We start from the raw sequence: 22,615 nt of genomic DNA, 5'->3' as shown, positions 1-22,615 counted from the left end.
TGACGCTTTCTTAATCCAGGTTCTTGAGTACGTTGGTGAGCTTGCCGAACAATTCGTCGATGTGCTGCTTTTCCAGCACCAGCGGCGGCGACAGCGCGATGATGTCGCCCGTCACGCGGATAAGGATACCGTCCGCGAACGCCTTCTTGAACGCATTGTAGGCCCGCGCGCCCGGCTTGCCCGCAATCGGCTCGAGCTCGATGCCGGCCACGATGCCGACCGAACGGATGTCGATCACGTGCGGCAGGCCGCGCAGCGCGTGCACCGCGTCTTCCCAGTACGGCTGGATGCTCTTTGCATGCTCGAGGATCTTCTGCTCCTTGAACACCTCCAGCGTGGCGAGCGACGCCGCACACGCGACCGGGTGGCCCGAGTAGGTGTAGCCGTGGAACAGCTCGATGCCGGGCGGCGCTTCCATGAACGCGTCGTGCAGGAACTGCTTGGTGAACACCGCGCCCATCGGGATGGTGCCGTTGGTGAGCCCCTTGGCGGTGGTGATCATGTCCGGCTCGACGCCGAAGTAGTCGGCCGCGAACGGCGTGGTCAGGCGCCCGAAGCCGGTAATGACCTCGTCGAAGATGAGCAGGATGCCGTGTTTGTCGCAGATCTCGCGGATACGCTTGAGATAACCCTTGGGTGGCACCAGCACGCCGGTTGATCCGGACACCGGTTCGATGATGACGGCGGCAATGGTCGACGCGTCGTGCAGCGCGACGATGCGCTCCAGCTCCTCCGCCAGTTCCACGCCGAACTCGGGCTCGCCGCGCGAGAACGCGTTTTTGGCCAGGTTGTGCGTGTGCGGCAGGTGATCCACACCCGGCAGCAAGGGACCGAAGCTCTTGCGGTTGGAGCCGATGCCGCCCACCGACAGGCCGCCGAAGCCCACGCCATGGTAGCCGCGCTCGCGCCCGATCAGCCGCGTGCGTCCGCCCTCGCCGCGCGCCTTGTGGTAGGCCAGCGCGATCTTGAGCGCGGTATCGACCGACTCGGAACCGGAGTTGGTGTAGAAGACGTGGCCGAACTTGTGGCCGGTGTACTCCATCAGCCGGTCGGCCAGGTCGAACGCGGCCGGGTGGCCCATCTGGAAGGTCGGCGCGAAGTCGAGCTGGCCGACCATCTCGCGCACCGCCGCCACGATTTTTGGCTGGGCGTGGCCACAGGGCACGCACCACAGGCCGGCGGTGCCGTCGAGCACCTGGTTGCCGTCCACGTCCTTGTAGTACATCCCTTCTGCCGACACCAGCAGCCGCGGGTTTTGCTTGAAGTCGCGGTTGTTGGTAAAGGGCATCCAAAACGACGACATCGACTCGGGTCTGGATTCGTTCATGCGGCGTCTCCCTCGATTAGTTTCGCCGGATTTTTGTCCGTTCGGCAAAACGTTAATGTAATAATAATCAGCAGTACAATGGCGGCACAGATACACAACCGGCAAAAGCGCCCAACCGTATTGGTAACACAAACTGTACAGTTGCGGGCACGGTCAGCGGAGCGGCGGATGGATGAATCGGCATCGACTGGGGAACTTCCATGCGGCAAGAGCGCGTCGGCGTGGCCGGTGCTGGCGATCGATCGCAGCAAGCGCGGCAGCCTGGTCGAGCAAATCGTGGCAGCCATCTCACAGATGGTAAACCAGCGCGCGCTGCGGGTTGGCACAAAGATGCCATCGGTTCGACAATTCGCAAAGAGTAACGGCGTGAGCACCTTCACGGTGGTCGAGTCCTATGACCGCCTGCTCCATCTCGGCCTGCTGACCTCGCGCCGCGGTTCCGGCTTTTTCGTCGCGCGTGCAAGCGCCGCCACGCCCAGCCAGCAGCCGACCGAGCCTGCCGCCGCCGTGGTCGATGCGCTCGCGCCCGAACTGTACTCCGGCCAGTCCGACCTGCTGCCGGTGGGCGCCGGCTGGCTGCCGCCGGAATGGTATGGCGAATCGACGCTGATCGGCGCGGTGCGCCACGCGATGAAGATCCCGGCCGGTCGCCTGCGCGGCTACGGCCACCCGCTCGGCCTGCCCGCGCTGCGCCAGCAGATTGCCAGCACCCTTTCGGCCGAGCTGTTCGCGGTCGAGCCTGACCAGGTCCTGCTCACCCATGGCGGCACGCACGCGTTCGACCTGGTGCTGCGCACCCTCACCCGGCCCGGCGACACGGTGCTGGTCGAGGAGCCCGGCTACAGCAACCTGCACGCGCTGGTGCGCCACCACGGCTGCGTCGCGGTCGGCATTGCGCGCGGCGAAGCGGGCCTGGATTTCGAGGCGCTCGCGCGGGAGGCCCAGGCCACCCAGCCCAAGCTCATGTTCGTGAACACCGTGCTGCAAAACCCGCTCGGCACCTCGCTCACCCAAGCGCAGGCGCACCGCCTGCTCGCGCTGGCCGAGCAATTCGATTTCTGGCTGGTGGAAGACGACATCTACCGCGAGCTGGCCGCGCCCGGCGAAGCGTCGCTGGCGGCCATGGACGCGCTGCGCCGCGTGATCCGCGTCGGCAGCTTTTCCAAGACGCTGTCGCCGCTGCTGCGGGTCGGCTCGATCTGCGCCTCGCGCTCGCTGGTGCCGGAACTGCTGCGCGTGAAGATGCTGGCCGGGCTCACCACCTCCGAGATCAACGAGCGCGTAGTATGCGATGCGGTATCGGCGCGGGCCTACCGCCGCACGGTGGCGCGGCTGGTGCAGCAGCTCGACGACGCGCGCCAGCAGGCACTGGACGCCCTGCGCGAGGCTGGCCTCGAGCCGGTCGCCACGCCGCGCGGCGGCATGTTCGTCAGCGCCCGCCTGCCGGGCGTGCCAAGCGCGCAACGCAACGGCAGGAGCATCGCCGCGCAGGCGCTCAAGGCCGGCATCCAGCTTGCGCCCGGCGAATTCTTCACACTGGGCCAGCCCGATTCGGTCTGGTTCCGCTTCAACGTCGCGTATGCAGCCGACCCGGGCCTGCTGCGCTTCCTGCATTCGATCGATTGAGAGGACTAGCTGATGGAACCCATTGAAGGCGGCAGGCGGCGGCACGCGGGCCGCGACCGGGTGGAGGCGAGCATCGTGGCCGCCGCGGTCAGGATCTTTGCCGAATGCGGCTACGAAGGCGCGGCAGTGGCCGGCATCGCCGAGGCGGCGGGGCTGTCCAAGCAAAACCTGATGTACTACTTCCCGACCAAGCAGGCGCTCTACCAGCGCGTGCTGGACGACGTGCTGGACGACTGGCTGGCGCGCATGGAGAGCCTGGCCGACCCTGATGGCGAACCGGCCGACGTGCTGCGCGCCTACGTCAAGGCCAAGCTGCGCTTCTCGCGCGAGCAGCCGAGCGCCTCCCGCGTGTACGCGATGGAGGTGATCGGCGGGGCCAAGCTGTACGGCGAGCAGATCCGCGAGCGCGTGGTGCCGCTGGTGCGGCGCGATATCGACGTGTTCGAGCGCTGGATCGCACAAGGGCGCATCGCGCCGGTGGACGCCACCCACCTGCTGTTCTCGATCTGGGCCATGACGCAATCCTACGCCGACTTCGCCGCGCAGATGTCGCTGGTGCTCGGCCGCGGCGAACTGGTGCACGAGGATTTCGAGCGCGCCGAAGAACTGATCACCCACATGGTCACGCGTGCGATCGCGGTGGCCTGAACCGAAACAAGACAATGCCCAACCTGACACCCACCGTCCTTTCCACCGCCCGCCTGCGCCTGCGCTGGATGACTGAAGCCGATGCGCCCGCCCATTTCGCCGTCTTCTCCGATCCCGAAGTCACGCGCTTCTGGAGCAGCGGCCCGTGGACCGACATGCAGCAAGCCGTCGACGCGATCGGCCGCGAGCTTGCCGCCTACCGCGACGGCAGCGCCGTGCGCTTTGCGGTGGAACTGGCCAACCAGCCCGGGCTGATCGGCACCGTGTCGCTGCACCGGTTCGTGGACCAGAGCCGGCGTTGCGAAATCGGCTATGCATTCGGGCGCGAACACTGGAACCGCGGCTACGCGGCCGAGGCGGTGCGCGCCGTGCTCGATTACGGCTTTCGCGTGCTCGACCTGAACCGCGTCGAGGCGGACATCGACCCGCGCAACCTGGCCTCGGCCCGGGTTCTGGAACGGCTGGGCTTTCGCAAGGAAGGCTTCCTGCCCGAACGCTGGATCGTGCAGGGCGAGCCTGCCGACACACTGCTGTACGGGCTGCTGCGGCGCTATTGGGACGCGCTGCCACTCGTCGCTTCCTGATACCGGCTGAACCCGGATATGCGCATTTCATCGGATCGCTATGGCGACCGTGGCGCCGCTGGCCTAGAGTGGCATCATCTCCACTGAAGTATGGAACTGCCGTGAAACCTGCAAATTTTTCAACCCTGCTCGACGACCTGCGTGACGCCTGCCTGATGCTGCTGGCGGCGTTTGCGCGCGCTGCCAAACAAATCGCCGCCCTGCCCTGGCCCGCATTGCTGTTCTGCGCCTTCCTGTTCGCCTTCGCGCTCACGCTGGTGCCGCTGGCGCTGTTCGTGTTCGTCGTGCTCCTCGCGATCAAACTGGTCGTCACCGCCATCGTCGTGGACAAGCAGCGCCGCCGGAGGAACTGACGTGCAAGCCAGCCAGTTCAATCAACTGCTCGACTTCGCGCGCGCCGCGGTGGACGAAGCGAAGAAGCTGTGGTGGCTGTTCTTCGACTGGGTTGCCGTGGTCGAATGGCGCCAGCTCATCATCACCTGGCTGCTCGCGTTCGTCGCCCTCGGCATGCTGCACACGCCCGAGCCGGCGGTCTGGTACGTGATGATCTCGTTCGGCGTCAAGGTGCTTGCCGGCGGCAAGCGCCGTGCCGAACTGATGGCGCGCGAAGCCACGGTCAAGGCCGACGTCGCCAACCTGGAACGGCGCCTGACCGAAGCGCAGATGGCCGCGCTGCAGGCGCAGATCGAGCCGCACTTTTTGTTCAACACGCTGGCCCTGATCGGCCAGCTGATCGAGACCGACCCGCCCGAGGCGGCACGCGTGCACCAGCACCTGATCGACTACCTGCGCTCGACGCTGCCGCAGATGCGCGCCGGCGGCAAGAGCACGCTGGGCAAGCAGGTCGAGCTGTCGCGCGCCTACCTGGCCATCATGCAGGCACGGATGAAAGAACGGCTGGCGGTGCGGGTGGAGGTGCCTTCCTTCCTCGACAGCGCGCCGTTCCCGCCGATGATGCTGCAGACGCTGATCGAGAACTCGATCAAGCACGGCCTGGAACCGAAGATCGAAGGCGGCACCATCGTCATCCAGGCCCATGTGGAAGGCGCGACGCTGCATGTGGACGTGTGCGACGATGGCGTGGGCATCGACCCGCACGCCGACGACGGCGTGGGCCTGACCAACATCCGCGAGCGCCTGCAGCTGCTGTACGGCAGCCAGGCCGAGCTCGTGATCACCATGCCGCCTGCCGGCGGCGCGTGCGCCTCGGTGCACATACCCTACAAGATGATGGAGGATGCATGACAACGCCAACCGGCCGCCGGGCCACCGCGCTGATCGCCGACGACGAGGAACCGATGCGCACGCAGTTGCGCACGCGCCTGGCGGCCGTGTGGCCAGGGCTGGAGATCGTGGCCGAGGCAGCCAACGGCGTGGAAGCGGTGGCGCTGGCAAAGCAGCACAAGCCGGACATCGCCTTTCTCGACATCCGCATGCCCGGCATGGGCGGCATCGAGGCCGCGCGCGAACTGTACAGCAGCTGCCACATCGTGTTCGTCACCGCCTACGACCAGTATGCCGTGACCGCGTTCGAACAGGGCGCAATGGATTACCTGCTCAAGCCCGCCTCGCCCGAACGCCTGGCCCGCACCTGCGAGCGCCTGCAGCAGCGCCTGGCCAAGGCGCCCCAGGACATCGGCGCCCAGCTGGCCCAGCTCACCGCCGCGCTCAAGGACAGCGGCGGTTCCAGGCCCAATTACCTGCGCTGGATCCAGGCCCAGGTAGGCGGCAGCCTGCGCATGGTCAGCACCAAGGAAGTGCTGTTCTTCCAGTCCGACGAAAAGTACACCCGGGTGCAGACCGCCACCGCCGAGCTCTTGATCCGCAAGACGCTCAAGGAACTGGCGGACGAGCTCGACCCGGACGAGTTCTGGCGCATCCATCGCTCCACGCTGGTGCGCGTCGACGCCATCGCGTCCGTCTCGCGCGACCTGCGCGGGCGCCAGATGCTCAAGGTGCGCAACTATCCCGGCGAGCTGGAAGTGAGCCGCAACCACGCCCACCTGTTCCAGCAGATGTAATTCAAGGCCGTGTTCGCGCGACTTGCGGTAGGATTGTCTATCGACTGGAAGAACAACGGAGAGCGCATGAACAAGGACGAGCAGGAAATCCGCAACCTCATCGAAACCTGGCTGCGCGCCACGCGCGAGGGCGACATCGACACCGTGCTTGGGCTGATGGAGCCAGACGTGGTCTTCATGGTGCCAGGCCAGCCGCCGATGGTCGGGCGCGAGGCGTTTGCCGACGCGTTGCGCGCCGTGGTGGGCAAGCATGCGGTCGAGTCGAGCAGCGACATCGACGAAATCGCGGTCTTTGGCGACGTGGCCTACTGCCGCACGCGGCTGAAGGTCACGGTCAGGGCCAAGCACGACGGCCTGCCGATGCTGCGCGCCGGGCATACGCTGTCGATCATGCGGCGCGGCGCAGACGGCAAGTGGCGTCTGTCGCGCGATGCGAACATGGTGGTGCCGGCCTGACGGGCACGCAGCAAAGGTGCGGGGGCTCGGGTATCATCGGCAGCTCATCAACTGACAGTGCAAGCCATGCTCGACCTGCGCCCCAACTGCGAGTGCTGCGACCGCGACATCGCCCCCGACTCGCGCGACGCATTCATCTGCACCTTCGAATGCACCTTCTGCCGCGATTGCGTGGAAGGTGTGCTCAAGCATACCTGCCCCAACTGCGGCGGCGAGCTGGTGCGCCGGCCGGTGCGCAGCCCCGAGATGCTGCTCAAGTACCCGGCGCGCAAGGAGCGCACGCCGGTCAAGCGGCGCCCCTGAGGCGCGGCACGGCGAACGTCGCGTCAACCGCCGGTTCAGGCAGCTCGCAGCGCTGGCCGCAGCCGCGGCGCCGAAGCGGCGCCGCCTGCCGCAACCTTCTGCGCGGAGAGCGTGAACACACCCATCGAGCGCACCAGCGACTGGGCCTGCTCATTGAGACTGGCCGCCGCGGCCGCCGCTTCCTCCACGAGGGTGGCGTTCTGCTGGGTCGCTTCGTCCAGGTGGGTGAGCGTGTCGTTGATCTGGTGGATACCGGCCGATTGCTCGCTGGATGCCGTCACGATCTCGCCCACGACGGCGGACACCTGGCCAATGCTGGCGACAACGTCCTGCATGAGGGCGCCGGCTTGTTCGACCAGGCGGTTACCCGTTTCGACCCGCCCCACGCTTTCGTCGATGAGTTGCTTGATCTCTTTGGCGGCGCCCGCGCTGCGCTGGGCGAGCGTGCGCACCTCGGCGGCAACCACCGCGAATCCCCGCCCCTGTTCGCCCGCGCGCGCCGCCTCGACGGCAGCGTTGAGCGCCAGGATATTGGTCTGGAACGCGATCCCATCGATGACGCCGATGATCTCGGCCACCCGGCTCGCGCTGTCGTGGATCGCGCCCATCGTCTGCACCACGTCCGTCACCACCTGCCCCCCTTTGAGCGCGATGTCCGATGCATTCGCGGCGAGCGCGTTGGCCCGCTGGGCGCTATCGGCGTTCTGCTCGACCGTGGCGGTCATTTCTTCCATCGCGCTGGCGGTTTGTTCCAGGCTGGCTGCCTGCGCTTCGGTGCGCGCCGCCAGGTTGGCGTTGCCGCCTGCGATGTCACTCGTTGCGTCGCCGATGGTATCGACGCTGTGGCGCACTTCCCCCACCATGCGCCGGAGGTTGCCGTTCATCGTCGCCAGCGCGCGCAGCAGGCGCGCCATCTCATTGCGCCCCTGGACGTCGAATCGGGCCGTGAGGTCGCCCGAGGCGACACGTTCGGCGATCTCCACCGCGTCGCCAAGCGGCCGGGTCACGGAGCGCGCAATCAGGAACATCAGTCCGCCGCCCAGCGCCACCATGGCCGCGAGCGCGGCCAGCATCAGCACGGCCTGCCGCTTGCGGGAATCGATCTTCTGGCCGAGAAGCTGGTCGAACTGGGCGATGGCAGCGTCGGTGAACGCGTACTGGACATCGATGGCAGCGGTCACCTGCCGCACGTAGTCCTGTCCGGAGTACGCCAGCGTTTCGGGCTTGACGATTTGCCCGGTCGCCAGTTGCATGACCTCGTTGGCGCGCGCAGACAGGTCATGCAGCGGACCCTCCAGCTTTTCCTTGATGGCCGGGTTGGCGCGGGCCGACTTGTCAAACTCGCGCATCGTCTGGTTCAGCCGGTCGCTGGCGCGGGCGACGATCGACGACAAGGCCAGCCGCTCCTCGGGGCTGGCTGACCTGGCGGCCAGCAGGGCGGCACCCTTGGCGCGCATCTTGCCAAGCTCCTCCGACAAATAGGGGAGGTTGTAGTAGGCGGTCTGCACCAGCTGGTAAGTATCCAGGTCGGGATCCAGGTTCAGGCCGAAATGGTCGGCAATCTCGTCCTCCGCCGCGAGCAGCTTCGAAATGAGCGCGGTATGCGCCGCGAAGCTGTCGGGCACGGAGATCGACTTGGCTGCAAGGCGCTCGCGCAGGCTCTCCCAATCCTTGCGCGCTTGCGTCCACGCGGCCGTGATCGCCGCATCGTTGATGTCGCGGACCTGCCCATCCAGCGCCAGGTAAAGCTGGTCGATCTGGCGTTGCTTGTCCTCACGCTGGCGCGTGGCCTCCGGGACGCCGCCCAGCACCAGTGCAGCCAGTCCACGATGCTGCTGCGTGGCCTGCACCGCCCTGAGCACCGTGGCCAGCGGTTGCCGCGCGCTCGACTCCATCGCGAACGCGTCGATCATCTGCGCGGAACCGCGCAAATAAAGTGTTGAAGGAATGAGCGCCAGGATGATTCCAACGGCACTCAGGACAGCGAATTTTTGCCAAAGCAGCAGGCGATCGAGGAAAGACGTGAGCATGTGGTTGCGGTTCGGAAGGAGGTAGCGGACGTGTTCAAAATATCCGCCATTTCAAATGCATGTTTAAGATAACCAATCCCTTGCTGTTGGGCAATGATTATCTCGCGCATGGGTTCGATTTGAACCCCTTCCGCAACACCAAGCCGCTACTTCTGCAGGTCCCAGCCGCCGAATGCGTTCGGCAACTGCCCTGCGGCGGTGGTCTCCATCACTTCACCCTTGAGGTTGGTGAGCACCACGGGCAGATCGTTCCCACCCAGCTCCAGCGTCACCTGGCGGCAGGCGCCGCATGGTGCGATCGGTCCGTCGGTATCGCCGATCACGGCAAGGGCGGTGAAGTCACCCGGCTTGTAGCCGTGCGCGATCGCGCTGAAGAAAGCGGTGCGCTCGGCGCAGTTGCACAAGCCGTAGGATGCATTCTCGACGTTACAACCGCGGAAGACCCGGCCGTCCTTGCACTCCAGCGCAGCGCCCACCTTGAATTTCGAGTACGGCACATAGGCCAGTTCGCGCGCCGCGCGTGCCTCGTCGATCAGTTTTTCGTATCTCATGTGGTGCGCCTTTTTATGGACGAATCGTCCGGTAAATCATCGGCTCCGCAGCGGGCTGTTGAGCCGCGATTCGATATGCGCCCTGCACCTGGCGCACGGCCTGCTCGGCCGCCTGCGGCGTGCGCGCGTGCACGAAGCCCAGCGGCTGGCCCGCCTCCACCTTCTGGCCCAGTTCGACCAGGTCGGTCAGGCCCACCGCAAAGTCGATCGGGTCCTGCGGACGGATGCGGCCGCCGCCGAGGCTGACCACGGCCAGCCCGAGCTCGCGGCAATTGGTGGCCGCCGCAAAGCCCGATGCCAGCGCCGGCACCGGCACCACCACCGGCGCCTTGTCGAGGTAGGCGTCGGGGCGTTCCATCAGGTCGGCCGGGCCGCCCAGCGCCGCGACCATGCGCGCAAAACGCTCGGCCGCCGCACCCGAATCCAGGGCCGCCTGCAGCTTTGCGTTTGCCGCGCCGTGGTCCGTGCAGATGCCGGAGAGGACCAGCATCTCGGCGCACAAGGCCATGGTCACCTCGTGCAGGCGCGCCGGGCGCGACACGCCGGTCAGGTAGTCCAGCGCCAGCCGCACTTCCAGCGCATTGCCGGCCACCGGGCACAGCGACTCGTTCATCCCGGTCAGCACGGCCGAGGTGCGCGTGCCCGCGCCGTTGCCGACGCTGACGATGCTCTCGGCCAGCGCCACCGATTTCTCGTACGTCGGCATGAAGGCGCCGCTGCCGACCTTCACGTCCATGACCAGCGCGTCCAGGCCCGCCGACAGCTTCTTGGACAGGATGGAGCCGGTGATCATGGCGATCGATTCGACGGTCGCGGTGGTGTCGCGGATGCTGTAGAAGCGCTTGTCGGCCGGCGCCAGCTGCGCGGTCTGGCCGATGATCGCCACGCCCACCTCGCGCACGACCTTGCGGAAGAGTTCAGGGTCGGGCACGGTGCAGTAGCCTGGGATCGAATCGAATTTGTCGAGCGTGCCGCCGGTGTGGCCCAGGCCGCGGCCCGAGATCATCGGCACGAAGCCGCCGCAGGCCGCGATCATGGGCCCGAGCATCAACGAGACCACGTCGCCCACGCCGCCGGTGGAGTGCTTGTCCAGCACCGGGCCGGGCAGGTTCAGCGATTTCCACTCCATCACCTGGCCGGAATCGCGCATCGCCAGCGTAAAGGCGACGCGCTCGTCCATGTTCATGTCGTTGAAGTACACCGCCATCGCCAGCGCGGCGATCTGGCCTTCGGTGACGCTGTTGTCGGTGATCCCGCGCACGAAGAAGGCGATCTCCTCGGCGCTCAAGGTGCCGCCGTCGCGCTTTTTGCGGATGATCTCTTGGGGTAGAAACATGAGCGTGTTCGCTTAAAAAAATCGTTAGCTGAAACGTAGGGTGGGCAGCTTTGCTGCCCACGCGGTGATACGTAGCGTGTGCCGGCCCGAGTGGGGCGCGCAGTGGCTAACTACCGCCGCGTGGGCAGCCGAGCTGCCCACCCTACGAAAACCGTCAGACGCCGTACGGAATCCAGACGTTCTTCACCTGGGTCGCGTGGTACAGCACCGCACGGCCGCAGGCCTGCTGCGCGTTGAACCAGTCGCGGCCCTTGCCACCGCCGGTCCAGGTACGCTTGAGCGATTCGGCCGACAGGCGCTCCACTTCGGCGCAACCTTCCGCCGACCCGTCGTGGCGCCATACGGCATCCACGTCGAAGTGCGACGCCAGCGTGCGCGCCAGCTCGTCCGCACTGCCGGTAACGATGTTCAGCGCGCCACCCGGCAAGTCCGAGGTGTCCAGCACTTGGTACAGGTCGGTGGCCGACAGCGGCGCCACCTGCGACGGCACCGCCACCACGCGGTTGCCCATCGCCAGCGCCGGCGCGACCAGCGAGATAAAGCCCAGCAGCGGGTTCTCGTTCGGGCAGATGATGCCGATCACGCCCACCGGCTCGTTCAGCGCCACGGTGATGCCATGCATCGGCGGCTGGTGCGCCAGGCCGTCGTACTTGTCGGCCCACGCAGCCCAGTAGAACAGGCGCTCGATCGACGCCTGCACCTCGCGCTCGGCGTTCTTGGCGCCGGTCTGCGCCGCGATGCGGGCGGTGAATTCGGCGCCGCGCGCGGCCAGGTTCTCGGCGATGTAGTACAGCACCTGAGCACGCAGGTGCGCGGTCGCCTTGGCCCAGCCGGAAGCCTTGTGCGCCGCTTCCACGGCGTTGCGGATGTCCTTGCGGTTGCCCTCGCCCACGTCGGCCAGGAACTCGCCGTTGGCACCCATGATCGCGCGGCTGTAGCCGCTGTCCGGGCGCGCCTGCTTGCCGCCGATGTAGAGCTTGGCGGTGCGGTCGATCTCGAACGGGTTGTCCTCGATCGGCTTGACCTTGCCCTTGTCCGCCACCATCGGCGCGGCCGGGCGCGTGTCTTCCGCCACCGGGGTCAGGTACTCGTACATGCCTTCCTTGCCGCCTTCGCGGCCAAAGCCCGACTCCTTGTAGCCGCCGAAGCCGCAGGCCGCGTCGAACTGGTTGGCGGTGTTGATCCACACCACGCCGGCCTTGAGCTGCGGCGCCACGTCCAGCGCCAGGCTGATCGACTCGGACCACACGCAGGCGGCGAGGCCATACACGGTGTTGTTCGCCAGCTGCACCGCTTCGCCCGGCGTGCGGAAGCTCATGGCCACCAGCACCGGGCCGAAGATCTCGGTCTGCGACACGGTGGCCGTGGTCGAGGCGCCGGTGATCAGGGTCGGCAGGTACCACGAGCCGGCGGTGGGCGCGTCGCAAGCCGGCTGCCACACTTCGCAGCCTTCGGCGCGGGCCGACTCCACCAGGCCTGCAATGCGCTGCTGCTGCACCGGGTCCACCAGCGCGCCGATGTCGTTCGATTTATCCAGCGGCGAACCCACGCGCAGGTTCTGCATGCGCGCCTTGACCTTCTCGATAAAGCGCTCGTACACCGATTCCTGCACCAGCAGGCGCGAACCTGCGCAGCACACCTGGCCCTGGTTGAACCAGATCGAATCGACCAGTCCTTCGACGGCGGCGTCCAGGTCGGCATTGTCGAACACGATGAACGGCGACTTGCCGCCCAGTTCCAGCGACAGCTTCTTGCCGCTGCCCGCGGTGGCCTTGCGAATCAGGCGGCCCACTTCGGTGGAGCCGGTAAAGGCCAGTTTGTCGATGCCCGGGTGGTTGACGATCGCCTCGCCCACGCGGCCGTCGCCGGTGACGATGTTGACCACGCCCGGCGGCACGCCGGCCTGCTTGCAGATCTCGGCAAACAGCAGCGCGGTGAGCGAGGTGAATTCGGCCGGCTTGAAGACGATGGTGTTACCGGCTGCCAGCGCAGGCGCGACCTTCCATGCGAGCATCAGCAGCGGGAAGTTCCACGGCACGATCTGGCCGACCACGCCCACGGCGCGGTAATCGGCGAACTCCTCGTACTGCAGGCGCGCCCAGCCGGCGTGATGGTAGAAGTGGCGGCTTGCTAACGGCAGGTCGGCGTCGCGCGTTTCGCGAATCGTCTTGCCGTTGTCCAGCGTTTCGAGCACGGCGAACAGGCGCGAGTGCTTTTGCAGCAGGCGCGCGATCGCGTACAGGATCTTGGCGCGGCCGTTGCCGCCCATGGCCGCCCAGCCGGGCTGCGCGCGGCGCGCGGCGGCCACGGCACGTTCGACGTCGGCATTGCTTGCCTGCGTCACCTGCGCCAGCTCGCTGCCGTCGGCCGGGTTAAACGACGGGAAGGTATCGGCCGCCTCGCTCCATTCGTTGTCGATGAAAAGGCCAAAACGGCGTCCATGCTGGTCCAGCCACGCATTCGCTTCTTTGGTGCTTTCGGGTGCGGGGCCGTAGTCCATAGTTTGGAGGATCTCTTGAATAGTTGGCATGACGTGTCCGTTCTGTTTTTATGGTTGCGCGTGGCGGTGGGCTGCCGAGTAGCTGCCGGTCACGTAGTGTTCGAGCTGGCGCTCGATATCGGTCAGCAGGCTCGATGCGCCGATGCGGAACAGGTGCGGCTGCAGCCATTCGTTGCCCAGCTCTTCCTTCATCACGGTCAGGTACTGCAGCGCGGCCTTGGCGGTCGAGACGCCGCCCGCCGGCTTGTAACCGACCATGAAGCCGGTGCGCTCGTAGTATTCGCGGATCGCGCGCACCATCACCAGCGACACCGGAATGGTCGCGTTCACGCCTTCCTTGCCGGTCGAGGTCTTGATGAAGTCGGCGCCGGCCATCATGCACACCCACGATGCCTTGGCCACGTTCTCCAGCGTGACCAGGTCGCCGGTGGCGAGGATCGCCTTCACGTGCGCATCGCCACAGGCCTGGCGGTAGGCCACCATCTCGTCGTACAGCGCCTGCCAGTTACCGGTCAAGACGTGCTGGCGGGTGATGACGATGTCGATCTCGCTGGCGCCCGCGGCCACCGACAGCTCGATCTCGCGGATCTTGGTTTCGAGCGAAGACAGGCCCGCCGGGAACGCGGTGGAGACGGCGGCGATCGGCAGGCGGCCCTGCAGGATGTGCGCGGCCGGCTTGATCATCTCGTGGTACACGCACACGGCGCCGGTGGTCAGCTCGGTCAGGCCCAGCGCTGCCATCAGGTCCGAACGCAGCGGGCGCATCGCCTTGCGGCACAGGCGCTCGACGCGGCCCGGGGTGTCGTCGCCGGACAGCGTGGTCAGGTCGATGCACTGGATCGCACGTACCAGCCACGCGGCCTGGTACTCCTTCTTGACCGTGCGGCGCGCGGCCAGGCTGGCGGCGCGGCGGTCGGCGGCGTTGCGGTTGACCTGCAGGCTGTTCACCCAGCCCAGGTCCAGGCCGACGGCCGTGTTACGTTTGAAATCCAGGTTCTGGGTCATAGCAGCGGGGTTCCGTTCGAAAGGGGTTTGACGCCAAGGTGCTTGGCCAGCGTGGCGCCGATGTCGGAAAAAGTGTCGGCCGTGGGCAGCGCGCGCGGTGCGACGCCGGGGCCGAAGAACAGCACCGGGATGTGCTCGCGGGTGTGGTCCGAACCGGTCCAGCTCGGGTCGCAGCCGTGGTCGGCGGTGATGACGGCGATGTCGCCCTCCTTCATCTTTGCCATGAACTCGGGCAGGCGCGCGTCCAGCTCGTGCAGCGCGTTCGAGTAGCCCGCCAGGTCGCGGCGGTGGCCGAACATCATGTCGAAGTCGACGAAGTTCACGAAGGTGAGCGAGTGGTCGGGCGCGGTGTCTGCCGCTTCCACGAGCCGGTCGAACAGCGCCATGTTGTCCGGGCCCTTGATCAGCCGGGTCACGCCCTGCGCCGCGAAGATGTCGCTGATTTTGCCCAGCGCGATCACCTCGCCGCCGGCTTCCTTCACGTGGTCCAGCAGTGTGGGGCTGGGCGGCGGCACGGCGTAGTCGTGGCGGTTGGCGGTGCGCTTGTAGTCGCCGTTCGCGCCCACGAACGGGCGCGCGATCACGCGGCCGATGTTGTACGGCTTGACCAGTTCATAAGCGATCTCGCACACCTCGTACAGGCGCTCCAGTCCAAAGTGCTCTTCGTGCGCGGCGATCTGCAGCACCGAGTCGGCCGAGGTGTACAGGATCGGCTTGCCGGTGGCCACATGCTCGTCACCGAGCTCGTTGATGATGGTGGTGCCGGAGGCGTGGCAGTTGCCCAGGAAGCCCGGCAGCTTGGCCAGCTCCTGCAGCTTGTCGGTGAGCTCCTTGGGGAAGGACGGCACGGTCCTGGGGAAGTAGCCCCAGTCGAACAGCACCGGCACGCCGGCGATCTCCCAGTGGCCGCTCTGCGTGTCCTTGCCGGTCGATTGTTCGCGCGCCACGCCATAGGCGCCGGTAAAGCCCTCGCGCATGTTGAAGCCTGCGGCCCACTCCCCGCAGGCCCGCTGGGCCGCGGCGGCAAGGCCGAGTTTTTCGAGGTTCGGCAGCGACATCGGCTTGCCTTCTTCTGCGGCCCATGCGGCGATGTGGCCGAAGGTGTTGGCGCCTGCGTCGCCGTATTTGTCCGCGTCGGGCAGCGCGCCCAGGCCGAACGAATCGAGCAGGAGGATGAATGCGCGGGACATGGTGTACTCGCTGGTTGGATCAGGCGCTGCGCGGGATGGCGGCAACGCGCTCGAGGAAGGCCGGGATCAGCGCGACGAGGTCGCGTGCGCCGATGGCGGCATATTTCAGGGTTTGTTCGTGCGACAGCTGGAACGGCGACATGCCTTCGGCCAGGTTGGTGATGACCGACACGCCGGCCACCTTCAGCCCGCAATGGCGCGCCGCCACCACTTCCGGCACGGTGGACATGCCGACGATGTCTGCGCCCAGCGTCTTGAACGCGCGGATCTCGGCGGCGGTCTCGAAGTTGGGGCCCGGGTAGCAGATGTACACGCCTTCGTGCAGGGTGATGCTCTTTTCTTTGGCGGTGGCCTTCACCAGCTCGCGCAGCTCGGCGTCATACGCGTTGGACATGCTGAAGAAGCGCGGGCCGAAGCGCTCGTCATTGGGGCCGGTCATCGGGCTGCCCGGCAGGCCGTTGATATGGTCGGTGATGGCCACCAGGCTGCCGGCGTCCACTTCGGTGCGCAAGGAACCTGCGGCATTGGTCGCGAACAGCATCTCGCAGCCGAGCAGCTTCATGGTGCGCACGGCGGAGATCATCACGCCCGGGCCATAGCCTTCGTAGAAGTGGCCGCGGCCCTTCATGCACGCGACCGGCACGCCGGCCAGGGTGCCCAGCACCAGCTCACCTGCGTGGCCGTGCACGGTGCTGATCGGGAAACCGGGCAGCTCGGTAAAGCTGATCGACACCGCGTCGGTCATCTGCTCGGCCAGCACGCCAAGGCCGGAACCGAGGATCAGCGCCACGCGCGGCGTGAAGCCCGGTTTGCGGGCACGGATAATGTCGGCGGCTTCAAAAGGGGTGTTGCTGAGCATTGAGGTTTTCCTTCTTGTCGGTATGGGGAGGCGTATCGGGCTGGAGGACGGCGTCAGATGCGAATGCCCGCAGCGGCGTGCGGATGCCGATAGGCCAGAAAATATTATAACTATGCATGAGGGTGGATTCGTATGGCAAATACCATTTTTGTTCCCGATTTATATGACGATAGAATAAATTCAAACGCTTATTTTGTTGGACTGCGGACACAATGCTTTTGACGCGCTTCAAACTTTTGTTTAGCATGCACAACAATTGTTGAGATCTTCCGATCCCGTGACCGACACATCCAAAAAAGACCGGCTCTTCGAGCTGATCCGGGCCAACCCCTTCATATCGCAGCAGGAGCTGGCCGACCAGCTGCACCTGTCGCGCTCGGCTGTGGCCGGCCACATTGCGGCGCTGATCCGCGAACGCCGCCTGCTCGGCCGCGCCTATGTGCTGCCGGAGCGCCGCGCCATCGTCTGCATCGGCGCAGCCAACCTCGACCGCAAGCTGCGCACGCTGGCCAGGCTGGTGCCGGCCACCTCCAACCCGGCCAGCCAGAACGAATCCTACGGCGGCGTGGCGCGCAACGTGGCAGAGAACCTGGCGCGCCTGGGCGCCGCCGTCGGCCTGATCACCGCCGTCGGCAACGACACGGCAGGCGCCGCCCTGATGGCCCATGCCGACCACGCTGGCATCGACACGCGCGGGGTAGCCAGGCTCGCGGATGCGGCGACCGGCACCTACACTGCGGTGCTCGACCACGATGGCGAAATGGCCGTGGCGCTGGCCGACATGGCGCTGTATGACCGGCTGACGCCCGAGGTGATCGCCGCGCGCCAGCCGCAGCGCGCCAACGCGGCCCTGCTGGTGGCGGACCTGAACCTGCCGCGCGAGACCGTGGCGCTGGTGGCGGCGGACGCGCAGCGCGACAACGTGCCGCTGGTGGTGGTGGCCGTATCGGAACCGAAGATGGACCGCCTGCCCGCCGACCTGCGCGGCGTGCGCCTGCTGATCCTGAACGCGGGCGAACTGGCGGTGCGGGTGGGCCGCGCGCTCGCCACCGAAGACGACTTTGCCGCCGCCTGCCGCGAGGTGCAGCAACAGGGCGCGCGCGACCTCGTCGTCACGCGCGGCGCGCAGGGCGTGCTGTTCACCGACGGTGAAAAGCTGGCCCGCTTGCCCGCGCCCACGACCGACATCGTGGACGTGACCGGTGCCGGCGACGCGTTCGCAGCCGCGGTATGCTGGTCGCTGCAGCAGGACGGCGACGACCTGCGGCTTGCCTGCCAGCGCGGCCTGCGCCTGTCCGCGCTCACGCTCGCATCACCGCAAACCGTCTGCCCGCAGCTGTCGCCCGACATGCTGGGCGAGCTGCCAACCGTATCCAACCAGGACTGATCCATGCACCCTTACCTTCTCCTCTCGCCTGAAGTCGCCGCCGCCCGCGCCGCAGGCAAACCGATCGTGGCGCTGGAATCGACGATCATTTCGCACGGCATGCCCTACCCGCAAAACGTGCAGACCGCGCGCGAAGTCGAACAGGTGATCCGCGACGCCGGCGCCGTGCCGGCGACCATCGCGCTCATCAAGGGGCGCATCTGCATCGGCCTGTCGGAAGAGCAGCTTGAACTGCTCGGGTCTTCCAGCGACGCCATCAAGGTGAGCCGCCGTGACCTGCCCTACGTGCTGGCCCAGAAGAAGCTCGGCGCGACCACCGTGGCCGCGACCATGATCTGCGCCGAGCTGGCCGGCATCCAGGTCTTTGTCACCGGCGGCATCGGCGGCGTGCATCGCGGCGCGGAAAAAAGCTTCGACATCTCGGCCGACCTGCAGGAGCTGGCGCACACGAACGTGGCGGTGGTGTGCGCGGGCGTCAAGTCGATCCTGGACATCGGCCTGACGCTGGAATACCTCGAAACCCACGGCGTGCCGGTGGTGAGCGTCGGCCAGCCGGGCTTTCCGGCCTTCTTCACGCGCGAGAGCGGATTCAATGCAGACTTCCAGATCGACAGCGCGCCCGAGCAGGCCAGCTTCATCCGCACCAAATGGGAGCTGGGCCTGAAAGGTGGCGTGGTGGTGGCCAACCCCGTGCCCGAAGAGGCGGCGATGCCCAAGATGGAAATCGACCGCATCACCGAACAGGCGCTGCTGGAAGCGGACCAGCAGGGCGTGACCGGCAAGGCGATCACACCCTTCCTGCTCGACCGGATCAAGCAGCTCACCGGCGGGCGCTCGCTGGCCACGAACATTGCGCTGGTCAAGCACAACGCGCTGGTCGGCGCCCGCCTGGCGGTGGCGCTGCATGGCGCGCCCGTGCTGGCGAACTCCTGACCCAAAGGAAGCCGCGCCATGTCAATCGACCTGAAACAGCTCAAGTACTTCCTCGCGGTGGCCGAAGAGAAGAGCTTCAGCCGCGCGGCCGAGCGCCTGCACATCTCGCAGCCGCCGCTCTCGCAGCAGATCCAGAAACTGGAGAACGAACTGGGCGTGCGCCTGTTCGCGCGCACCACGCGCAGCTTCGAATTGACGGCGGCCGGCAAGGCGCTGATGACGGAGGCGGCGGACCTGCTGGCGCGCATGCGCATGACCATCGACACCGTGCGCCAGATCGACCGCGGCGAAGTGGGCCGGCTGCGCGTGGGCATCGTGGGTTCCGCGATGTGGGGACCGATCCCGAAACTGCTCGAGGAATTCCAGACGCGTTTTCCGCGCGTGAGCTGGACCTTGCACGAACTGGGGCCGAACGACCAGTTCGAAGCGCTGCGCGCCAAACAGATCGACGTGGGGTTCTGGCGCGAACCGCGCATCGACGCGGACAGCCTGAAGCAATCGAACCTGAAGCAGGAGCTGGGCTTTCGCGAGAATGTGTGCGTGGCGCTGAACCAGAACCACCCGCTCGCCACACGCCCGCACGTCGAGCTGACCGACCTGGCCGGCGAGCCGATGCTCACGCTGTCGCTGGACCGGGCGCCGGACGCGCGCTACCAGATCCAGTGCTGCGTCGATGCCGGCTTTGAACCGGTGATCTTCCAGGAGGTGACCGAGCCGCAGACCGTGCTGGCAATGGTGGGCGCAGGACTGGGCTGGGCGATGATGCCAGAGACGACCGCGCGCGTGGTCTGGCCCGGCGTGACCTTCGTGCCGATCAAGACCAACCCGCCCTCGGCCAATTTGTACATCACCTACCCGAGCCAGGGCGACGCCCCGGTGGTGAGGGCATTCCTGAAGATCCTCGACGTCGGGAACGGCCAACCGTAGGGTGGGCAGATTTTCTGCCCACGCGTCCAGCAAAGGCTAATGCGTTGCGCCGCCCGCCTCTGCGATATCGCTTTCCGCCGACACCGACGCAATCACCGCCGCGCGCAAGCCCTCGACGATCTCGTCCAGCGTCATGCTCGGCACACCCTTGCCCGCCTGCTCCGGCAGGAACGGCACATGGATGAAGCCCGCGCGCACCGGCGAATCGGCGGTATTGTGCAGCAGCCCATAGAACACATGGTTGCAGACGAAGGTGCCGGCAGTCTGCGACACGCCCGCCCGCAAGCCGTGCTCGCGCATCTCGCGCACGATGGCCTTGATCGGCAGCGTGCTGAAATACGCCGCCGGGCCACCCTCGACGATGGCGGCATCGACCGGCTGCTGCCCGTCGTTGTCCTCGATCGACGCGTCGTCCACGTTGATGGCCACGCGCTCGACCGACAGCTCGGGCCTGCCGCCGGCCTGGCCGGTGGCGATGACGACGTCGGGCTTGAGCTCCTCCAGCAAGCCGGCCATGACGCGGTTGGCCAGGCCAAACACGCAGGGAAGCTGGCGCACCTCCACCGCGAACTCGCCGTTGCGCCATCCCTTCAGTTCCTTTACCGCTTCCCAGGACGGGTTGATGCTCGCTTTGTTGAACGGCTCGAATCCAGTCAGAAGAATAGTTTTTATCATCGGCTACCGATCCATCAAGAAGTAGAGAAGGAAGATGTTCGCAACCAGAAGCGGCAAGGCAGTTGGCAGCTGCGCCCGGATCACGGCATGCCGGTCGGGCAGTTCGAGCAGCGCAACGGGGACAATATTAAAGGTAGCGGCCATCGGTGTCATCAGGGTGCCGCAATATGCACTGAACATACCGATCGCCGCCATGATCGCCGGGTTGGCGTGGTAGATCCCCACCAGCACCGGGATGCCGACGCCGCCCGCCATCACCGGGAAGGCGGCAAAGCCATTGCCCATCACGATGGTAAAAAGCGCCATGCCGACGCAGTACACGGCCACCGCCACGAAGCGCAGGTCCATGTTCACGTACGAGGTGACCACGTGCGCCACCGCCTTGGATACACCGGCCTCGGTGAACAGCAGTCCCAGCACCGCCAGGAAGTGCGGCAGCACCAGCGCCCAGCCGATCGCATCCAACAGGCGGCGCAGCTCGCGCACGCCCTGCATCGGGGTCGAGCGCGTGAGCCGGCAGGCCAGCGCCAGCGCCACCACCGCGCCCACGCCCAGCGCCGCCAGCGTCAGGTTCTTCGGATCGAGCACGAACAGCTCGCCGATCTTGACGTCCTTGAGCAGCGTGGAGCCGATGACGGTGACCGCCGGCACCGCCAGCGCCGGGATCAGGAGCTTGTGGCCAAGGCGCGCCGCGCTGGCCTGGCGCTGCGCGTCGGGAAGCGCGTCGTGGCGCCCCGCCCGCACCCAGCCGAAGCCCGCGATGAGCGCCATGGCGATCATCAGCACGCCGCCAGCCAGCGGGGGAATGCGCTCGCCGAGCAGGTACACGAGCGCGTACAGGCCCCAGAACGCGGCGGTGGTGAAGCGGCGCGGATTGGCCTTGTCGCGCACCGACATCACGGCCACGATGGCCAGCAGCACGCCCACCAGCAGGTACACATAGTCGAGCGAGACGATCACTTGCGCCCTCCTTCGCGCAGGATCTGCGCGTCCAGCCGGCGCAGGTTCCAGCTGTGGATGACGAAGGCGCACACGGCGGTCGGCAGCCCCCACAGGGCCATGTGCAGGGGATCGACTTCGATGCCCTCGGCACGCAGGATGGTCTGCATCAGCACGATGGCGCCGAACGCGACGAAGATGTCCTCGCCGAAGAACAGGCCCACGTTGTCGGTGGCAGCGGCCATCGCGCGCACGCGGTGGCGCAGCGCCTCGGGCAGTTGGCCGGCGCGCGCTTCGGCGGCGCCCTCGGCCATCGGCGCGACCAGCGGGCGCACCATCGAGGCCTGGCCGCCAAGGCTGGTCAGGCCGCAGGCGGCAGACAGTTCGCGCACCAGCAGGTAAACAATCAGCAGGCGGCCCGCGGTGGCGGACTTGATCTTTGCAATGGTCGCCTGGGCGTAGTCCTTCAGGCCAAAGCGCTCGAGCAGGCCGATTGCGGCCAGCGGCAGTATGTAGATCAGGGGAAGATTGCGCGTCTTGATGAACGCCGCGCCCAGCGATTCGAGGATCTGGGTGACCGGCAGCGCGGCGGCAAGCCCCGTCACCGCGCATGAGGCAACCACCACCAGCACCGGGTGCGCACGCAGCACGAAGCCGACGATGATCACGGCCACGCCCAATAGCGGCCACAGGTTGACTGCTGAATGCATGAATACTCCCGGCTCAAGGAAAGGCCGGGCAATATTAACCGATGAGCTTGCTTGCGGGGGCGCTTGCGTGGCGGGGGGCGTCGCGTGTCGTAGGGTGGGCAGGTCTCCTGCCCACGCGTTCGGTTAGGGGCGACGTGGCCGAGCAAGCCTTCGTTGAACGCGTGGGCGGGAGACCCGCCCACCCTACGATCAGGCGCGTACCGGATTGGCCGCGCCCTCGCCCACCACCGTATTCCACTGCCGGACGTGGAAGGCCTTGACCAGGCCATGCGTCACGTAAGGGTCGGACGCCGCAAAGCGCGTCACGATTTCTGGGCTGTCGCACTTAAACATCAGGATCGCCTGATCCGCAGGGTCGGCCAGCGCACCTGCCATCACGAGTTCGCCTCGCTGCTGCGCCTCCCACGCGTACTTCAGATGCTCGGTACGGAACTCTGCACGACGGTCCAAATAGTCGGACGCGAGATCATAGATCAGCAAATAGTGCATGGACTCTTCCCAGTCAGTCGTATTGGTACAACGGCCATCTTAACCGATGCCGCGCGCACCACGCTGGCACGCTTGATCGTCCTCAGACCTTGGTCGAACCCGACAATTAATCTGGGTGC

General features: G+C 66.6%; 23 protein-coding genes. 11 read left to right on the top strand and 12 right to left on the bottom strand.

Going from position 1 to position 22,615, the window contains the following annotated elements; genetic code table 11:
• Positions 1-10: 10 nt before the first annotated feature.
• A complete protein-coding gene (gene aptA, locus NX774_RS19720; protein ID WP_258823980.1) occupies positions 11-1,327 on the bottom strand; it encodes an omega-aminotransferase AptA in 1,317 nt (438 codons plus the stop codon).
• A gap of 168 nt (positions 1,328-1,495) precedes the next feature.
• Here aptA and NX774_RS19715 point away from each other — a divergent pair, with 168 nt between their 5' ends.
• The 8 genes from NX774_RS19715 (at position 1,496) to NX774_RS19680 (ending at position 6,965) form a co-directional block, all read left to right on the top strand.
• Positions 1,496-2,953, top strand: coding sequence for an aminotransferase-like domain-containing protein (locus NX774_RS19715; RefSeq protein ID WP_258823979.1), 1,458 nt, complete (start codon positions 1,496-1,498; stop codon positions 2,951-2,953).
• A 12-nt stretch (positions 2,954-2,965) separates the two neighbouring features.
• On the top strand, positions 2,966-3,601 hold the full coding sequence (locus NX774_RS19710) for a TetR family transcriptional regulator C-terminal domain-containing protein (RefSeq protein WP_258823978.1): 636 nt from the start codon (positions 2,966-2,968) through the stop codon (positions 3,599-3,601).
• A gap of 14 nt (positions 3,602-3,615) precedes the next feature.
• Positions 3,616-4,185 carry a GNAT family N-acetyltransferase gene (locus NX774_RS19705; RefSeq protein ID WP_258823977.1) on the top strand — a complete coding sequence of 190 codons (570 nt, stop codon included), beginning with the start codon at positions 3,616-3,618 and terminating at the stop codon, positions 4,183-4,185.
• Between the two features lie 101 nt (positions 4,186-4,286).
• Positions 4,287-4,538 carry a hypothetical protein gene (locus NX774_RS19700; RefSeq protein WP_258823976.1) on the top strand — a complete coding sequence of 84 codons (252 nt, stop codon included), beginning with the start codon at positions 4,287-4,289 and terminating at the stop codon, positions 4,536-4,538.
• Between the two features lies 1 nt (position 4,539).
• A complete protein-coding gene (locus tag NX774_RS19695; protein WP_258823975.1) occupies positions 4,540-5,430 on the top strand; it encodes a sensor histidine kinase in 891 nt (296 codons plus the stop codon).
• A complete protein-coding gene (locus NX774_RS19690; RefSeq protein WP_258823974.1) occupies positions 5,427-6,206 on the top strand; it encodes a LytR/AlgR family response regulator transcription factor in 780 nt (259 codons plus the stop codon). Before NX774_RS19695 ends, NX774_RS19690 begins: the two co-directional genes overlap by 4 nt.
• Positions 6,207-6,272: 66 nt before the next feature.
• On the top strand, positions 6,273-6,662 hold the full coding sequence (locus NX774_RS19685; RefSeq protein ID WP_258823973.1) for a YybH family protein: 390 nt from the start codon (positions 6,273-6,275) through the stop codon (positions 6,660-6,662).
• Positions 6,663-6,728: 66 nt separating this feature from the next.
• Positions 6,729-6,965, top strand: coding sequence for a DUF1272 domain-containing protein (locus NX774_RS19680; protein WP_258823972.1), 237 nt, complete (start codon positions 6,729-6,731; stop codon positions 6,963-6,965).
• 35 nt (positions 6,966-7,000) lie between these two features.
• Here NX774_RS19680 and NX774_RS23435 read toward each other — a convergent pair whose 3' ends face one another.
• The 7 genes from NX774_RS23435 to xapA all read right to left on the bottom strand — a co-directional run bounded on the left by NX774_RS23435 (position 7,001) and on the right by xapA (position 16,436).
• Positions 7,001-8,878 carry a methyl-accepting chemotaxis protein gene (locus tag NX774_RS23435; RefSeq protein ID WP_307731362.1) on the bottom strand — a complete coding sequence of 626 codons (1,878 nt, stop codon included), beginning with the start codon at positions 8,876-8,878 and terminating at the stop codon, positions 7,001-7,003.
• A gap of 263 nt (positions 8,879-9,141) precedes the next feature.
• A complete protein-coding gene (locus NX774_RS19665; protein WP_258823971.1) occupies positions 9,142-9,546 on the bottom strand; it encodes a cytidine deaminase in 405 nt (134 codons plus the stop codon).
• Positions 9,547-9,559: 13 nt separating this feature from the next.
• Positions 9,560-10,882 (bottom strand): thymidine phosphorylase, encoded by a 1,323-nt coding sequence (gene deoA / locus NX774_RS19660; protein WP_258823970.1) that lies wholly within the window; start codon positions 10,880-10,882, stop codon positions 9,560-9,562.
• Between the two features lie 154 nt (positions 10,883-11,036).
• Entirely contained in the window at positions 11,037-13,412 is a 2,376-nt protein-coding gene (locus NX774_RS19655; RefSeq protein ID WP_370660454.1) for an aldehyde dehydrogenase family protein, read from the bottom strand.
• Between the two features lie 18 nt (positions 13,413-13,430).
• The gene (gene deoC, locus NX774_RS19650) at positions 13,431-14,387 is read right to left on the bottom strand and encodes a deoxyribose-phosphate aldolase (protein ID WP_258823969.1); all 957 of its coding nucleotides are present in this window, start codon (positions 14,385-14,387) and stop codon (positions 13,431-13,433) included.
• Positions 14,384-15,577, bottom strand: coding sequence for a phosphopentomutase (locus NX774_RS19645; protein WP_258823968.1), 1,194 nt, complete (start codon positions 15,575-15,577; stop codon positions 14,384-14,386). Before NX774_RS19645 ends, deoC begins: the two co-directional genes overlap by 4 nt.
• A 19-nt stretch (positions 15,578-15,596) precedes the next feature.
• Positions 15,597-16,436, bottom strand: a complete 840-nt coding sequence (xapA, locus tag NX774_RS19640) for a xanthosine phosphorylase (protein ID WP_258823967.1) — start codon at positions 16,434-16,436, stop codon at positions 15,597-15,599.
• A 277-nt stretch (positions 16,437-16,713) separates the two neighbouring features.
• Between xapA and NX774_RS19635 the strand changes: the two genes are divergently transcribed.
• From NX774_RS19635 to NX774_RS19625, 3 genes are read left to right on the top strand one after another with little or no spacing between them, the layout of a single operon-like run.
• A complete protein-coding gene (locus NX774_RS19635; protein ID WP_258823966.1) occupies positions 16,714-17,823 on the top strand; it encodes a carbohydrate kinase in 1,110 nt (369 codons plus the stop codon).
• A 3-nt stretch (positions 17,824-17,826) separates the two neighbouring features.
• Entirely contained in the window at positions 17,827-18,756 is a 930-nt protein-coding gene (locus NX774_RS19630) for a pseudouridine-5'-phosphate glycosidase (protein WP_258823965.1), read from the top strand.
• Positions 18,757-18,774: 18 nt separating this feature from the next.
• Positions 18,775-19,683: a LysR family transcriptional regulator gene (locus NX774_RS19625; protein ID WP_258823964.1), complete on the top strand. Its 909-nt coding sequence runs from the start codon at positions 18,775-18,777 to the stop codon at positions 19,681-19,683.
• Positions 19,684-19,719: 36 nt separating this feature from the next.
• Here NX774_RS19625 and pcp read toward each other — a convergent pair whose 3' ends face one another.
• From pcp to NX774_RS19605, 4 genes are all read right to left on the bottom strand, one after another.
• Entirely contained in the window at positions 19,720-20,355 is a 636-nt protein-coding gene (pcp, locus tag NX774_RS19620) for a pyroglutamyl-peptidase I (protein ID WP_258824079.1), read from the bottom strand.
• Between the two features lie 6 nt (positions 20,356-20,361).
• A complete protein-coding gene (locus NX774_RS19615; RefSeq protein ID WP_258823963.1) occupies positions 20,362-21,318 on the bottom strand; it encodes a DUF979 domain-containing protein in 957 nt (318 codons plus the stop codon).
• Positions 21,315-22,007, bottom strand: coding sequence for a DUF969 domain-containing protein (locus NX774_RS19610; protein WP_258823962.1), 693 nt, complete (start codon positions 22,005-22,007; stop codon positions 21,315-21,317). Before NX774_RS19610 ends, NX774_RS19615 begins: the two co-directional genes overlap by 4 nt.
• A 189-nt stretch (positions 22,008-22,196) precedes the next feature.
• Positions 22,197-22,496 (bottom strand): YciI-like protein, encoded by a 300-nt coding sequence (locus NX774_RS19605; RefSeq protein WP_258823961.1) that lies wholly within the window; start codon positions 22,494-22,496, stop codon positions 22,197-22,199.
• Between the last annotated feature and the right edge of the window lie 119 nt (positions 22,497-22,615).

It is taken from the genome of Massilia agilis (assembly GCF_024756255.1).
In the GTDB taxonomy this organism is placed as follows: domain Bacteria; phylum Pseudomonadota; class Gammaproteobacteria; order Burkholderiales; family Burkholderiaceae_D; genus Telluria; species Telluria agilis.
Note: the sequence above shows the minus strand (reverse complement) of the source record. Positions and strands in the feature narration are given on the sequence as shown.

Coding starts and splice junctions, on each gene's coding strand:
- aptA (WP_258823980.1), bottom strand. CDS start 1,327: ATGAACGAATCCAGACCCGAGTCGATGTCGTCGTTTTGGATGCCCTTT.
- NX774_RS19715 (WP_258823979.1), top strand. CDS start 1,496: ATGGATGAATCGGCATCGACTGGGGAACTTCCATGCGGCAAGAGCGCG.
- NX774_RS19710 (WP_258823978.1), top strand. CDS start 2,966: ATGGAACCCATTGAAGGCGGCAGGCGGCGGCACGCGGGCCGCGACCGG.
- NX774_RS19705 (WP_258823977.1), top strand. CDS start 3,616: ATGCCCAACCTGACACCCACCGTCCTTTCCACCGCCCGCCTGCGCCTG.
- NX774_RS19690 (WP_258823974.1), top strand. CDS start 5,427: ATGACAACGCCAACCGGCCGCCGGGCCACCGCGCTGATCGCCGACGAC.
- NX774_RS19685 (WP_258823973.1), top strand. CDS start 6,273: ATGAACAAGGACGAGCAGGAAATCCGCAACCTCATCGAAACCTGGCTG.
- NX774_RS19680 (WP_258823972.1), top strand. CDS start 6,729: ATGCTCGACCTGCGCCCCAACTGCGAGTGCTGCGACCGCGACATCGCC.
- NX774_RS23435 (WP_307731362.1), bottom strand. CDS start 8,878: ATGATCGACGCGTTCGCGATGGAGTCGAGCGCGCGGCAACCGCTGGCC.
- NX774_RS19665 (WP_258823971.1), bottom strand. CDS start 9,546: ATGAGATACGAAAAACTGATCGACGAGGCACGCGCGGCGCGCGAACTG.
- deoA (WP_258823970.1), bottom strand. CDS start 10,882: ATGTTTCTACCCCAAGAGATCATCCGCAAAAAGCGCGACGGCGGCACC.
- NX774_RS19655 (WP_370660454.1), bottom strand. CDS start 13,412: ATGCCAACTATTCAAGAGATCCTCCAAACTATGGACTACGGCCCCGCA.
- deoC (WP_258823969.1), bottom strand. CDS start 14,387: ATGACCCAGAACCTGGATTTCAAACGTAACACGGCCGTCGGCCTGGAC.
- NX774_RS19645 (WP_258823968.1), bottom strand. CDS start 15,577: ATGTCCCGCGCATTCATCCTCCTGCTCGATTCGTTCGGCCTGGGCGCG.
- xapA (WP_258823967.1), bottom strand. CDS start 16,436: ATGCTCAGCAACACCCCTTTTGAAGCCGCCGACATTATCCGTGCCCGC.
- NX774_RS19630 (WP_258823965.1), top strand. CDS start 17,827: ATGCACCCTTACCTTCTCCTCTCGCCTGAAGTCGCCGCCGCCCGCGCC.
- NX774_RS19625 (WP_258823964.1), top strand. CDS start 18,775: ATGTCAATCGACCTGAAACAGCTCAAGTACTTCCTCGCGGTGGCCGAA.
- NX774_RS19610 (WP_258823962.1), bottom strand. CDS start 22,007: ATGCATTCAGCAGTCAACCTGTGGCCGCTATTGGGCGTGGCCGTGATC.
- NX774_RS19605 (WP_258823961.1), bottom strand. CDS start 22,496: ATGCACTATTTGCTGATCTATGATCTCGCGTCCGACTATTTGGACCGT.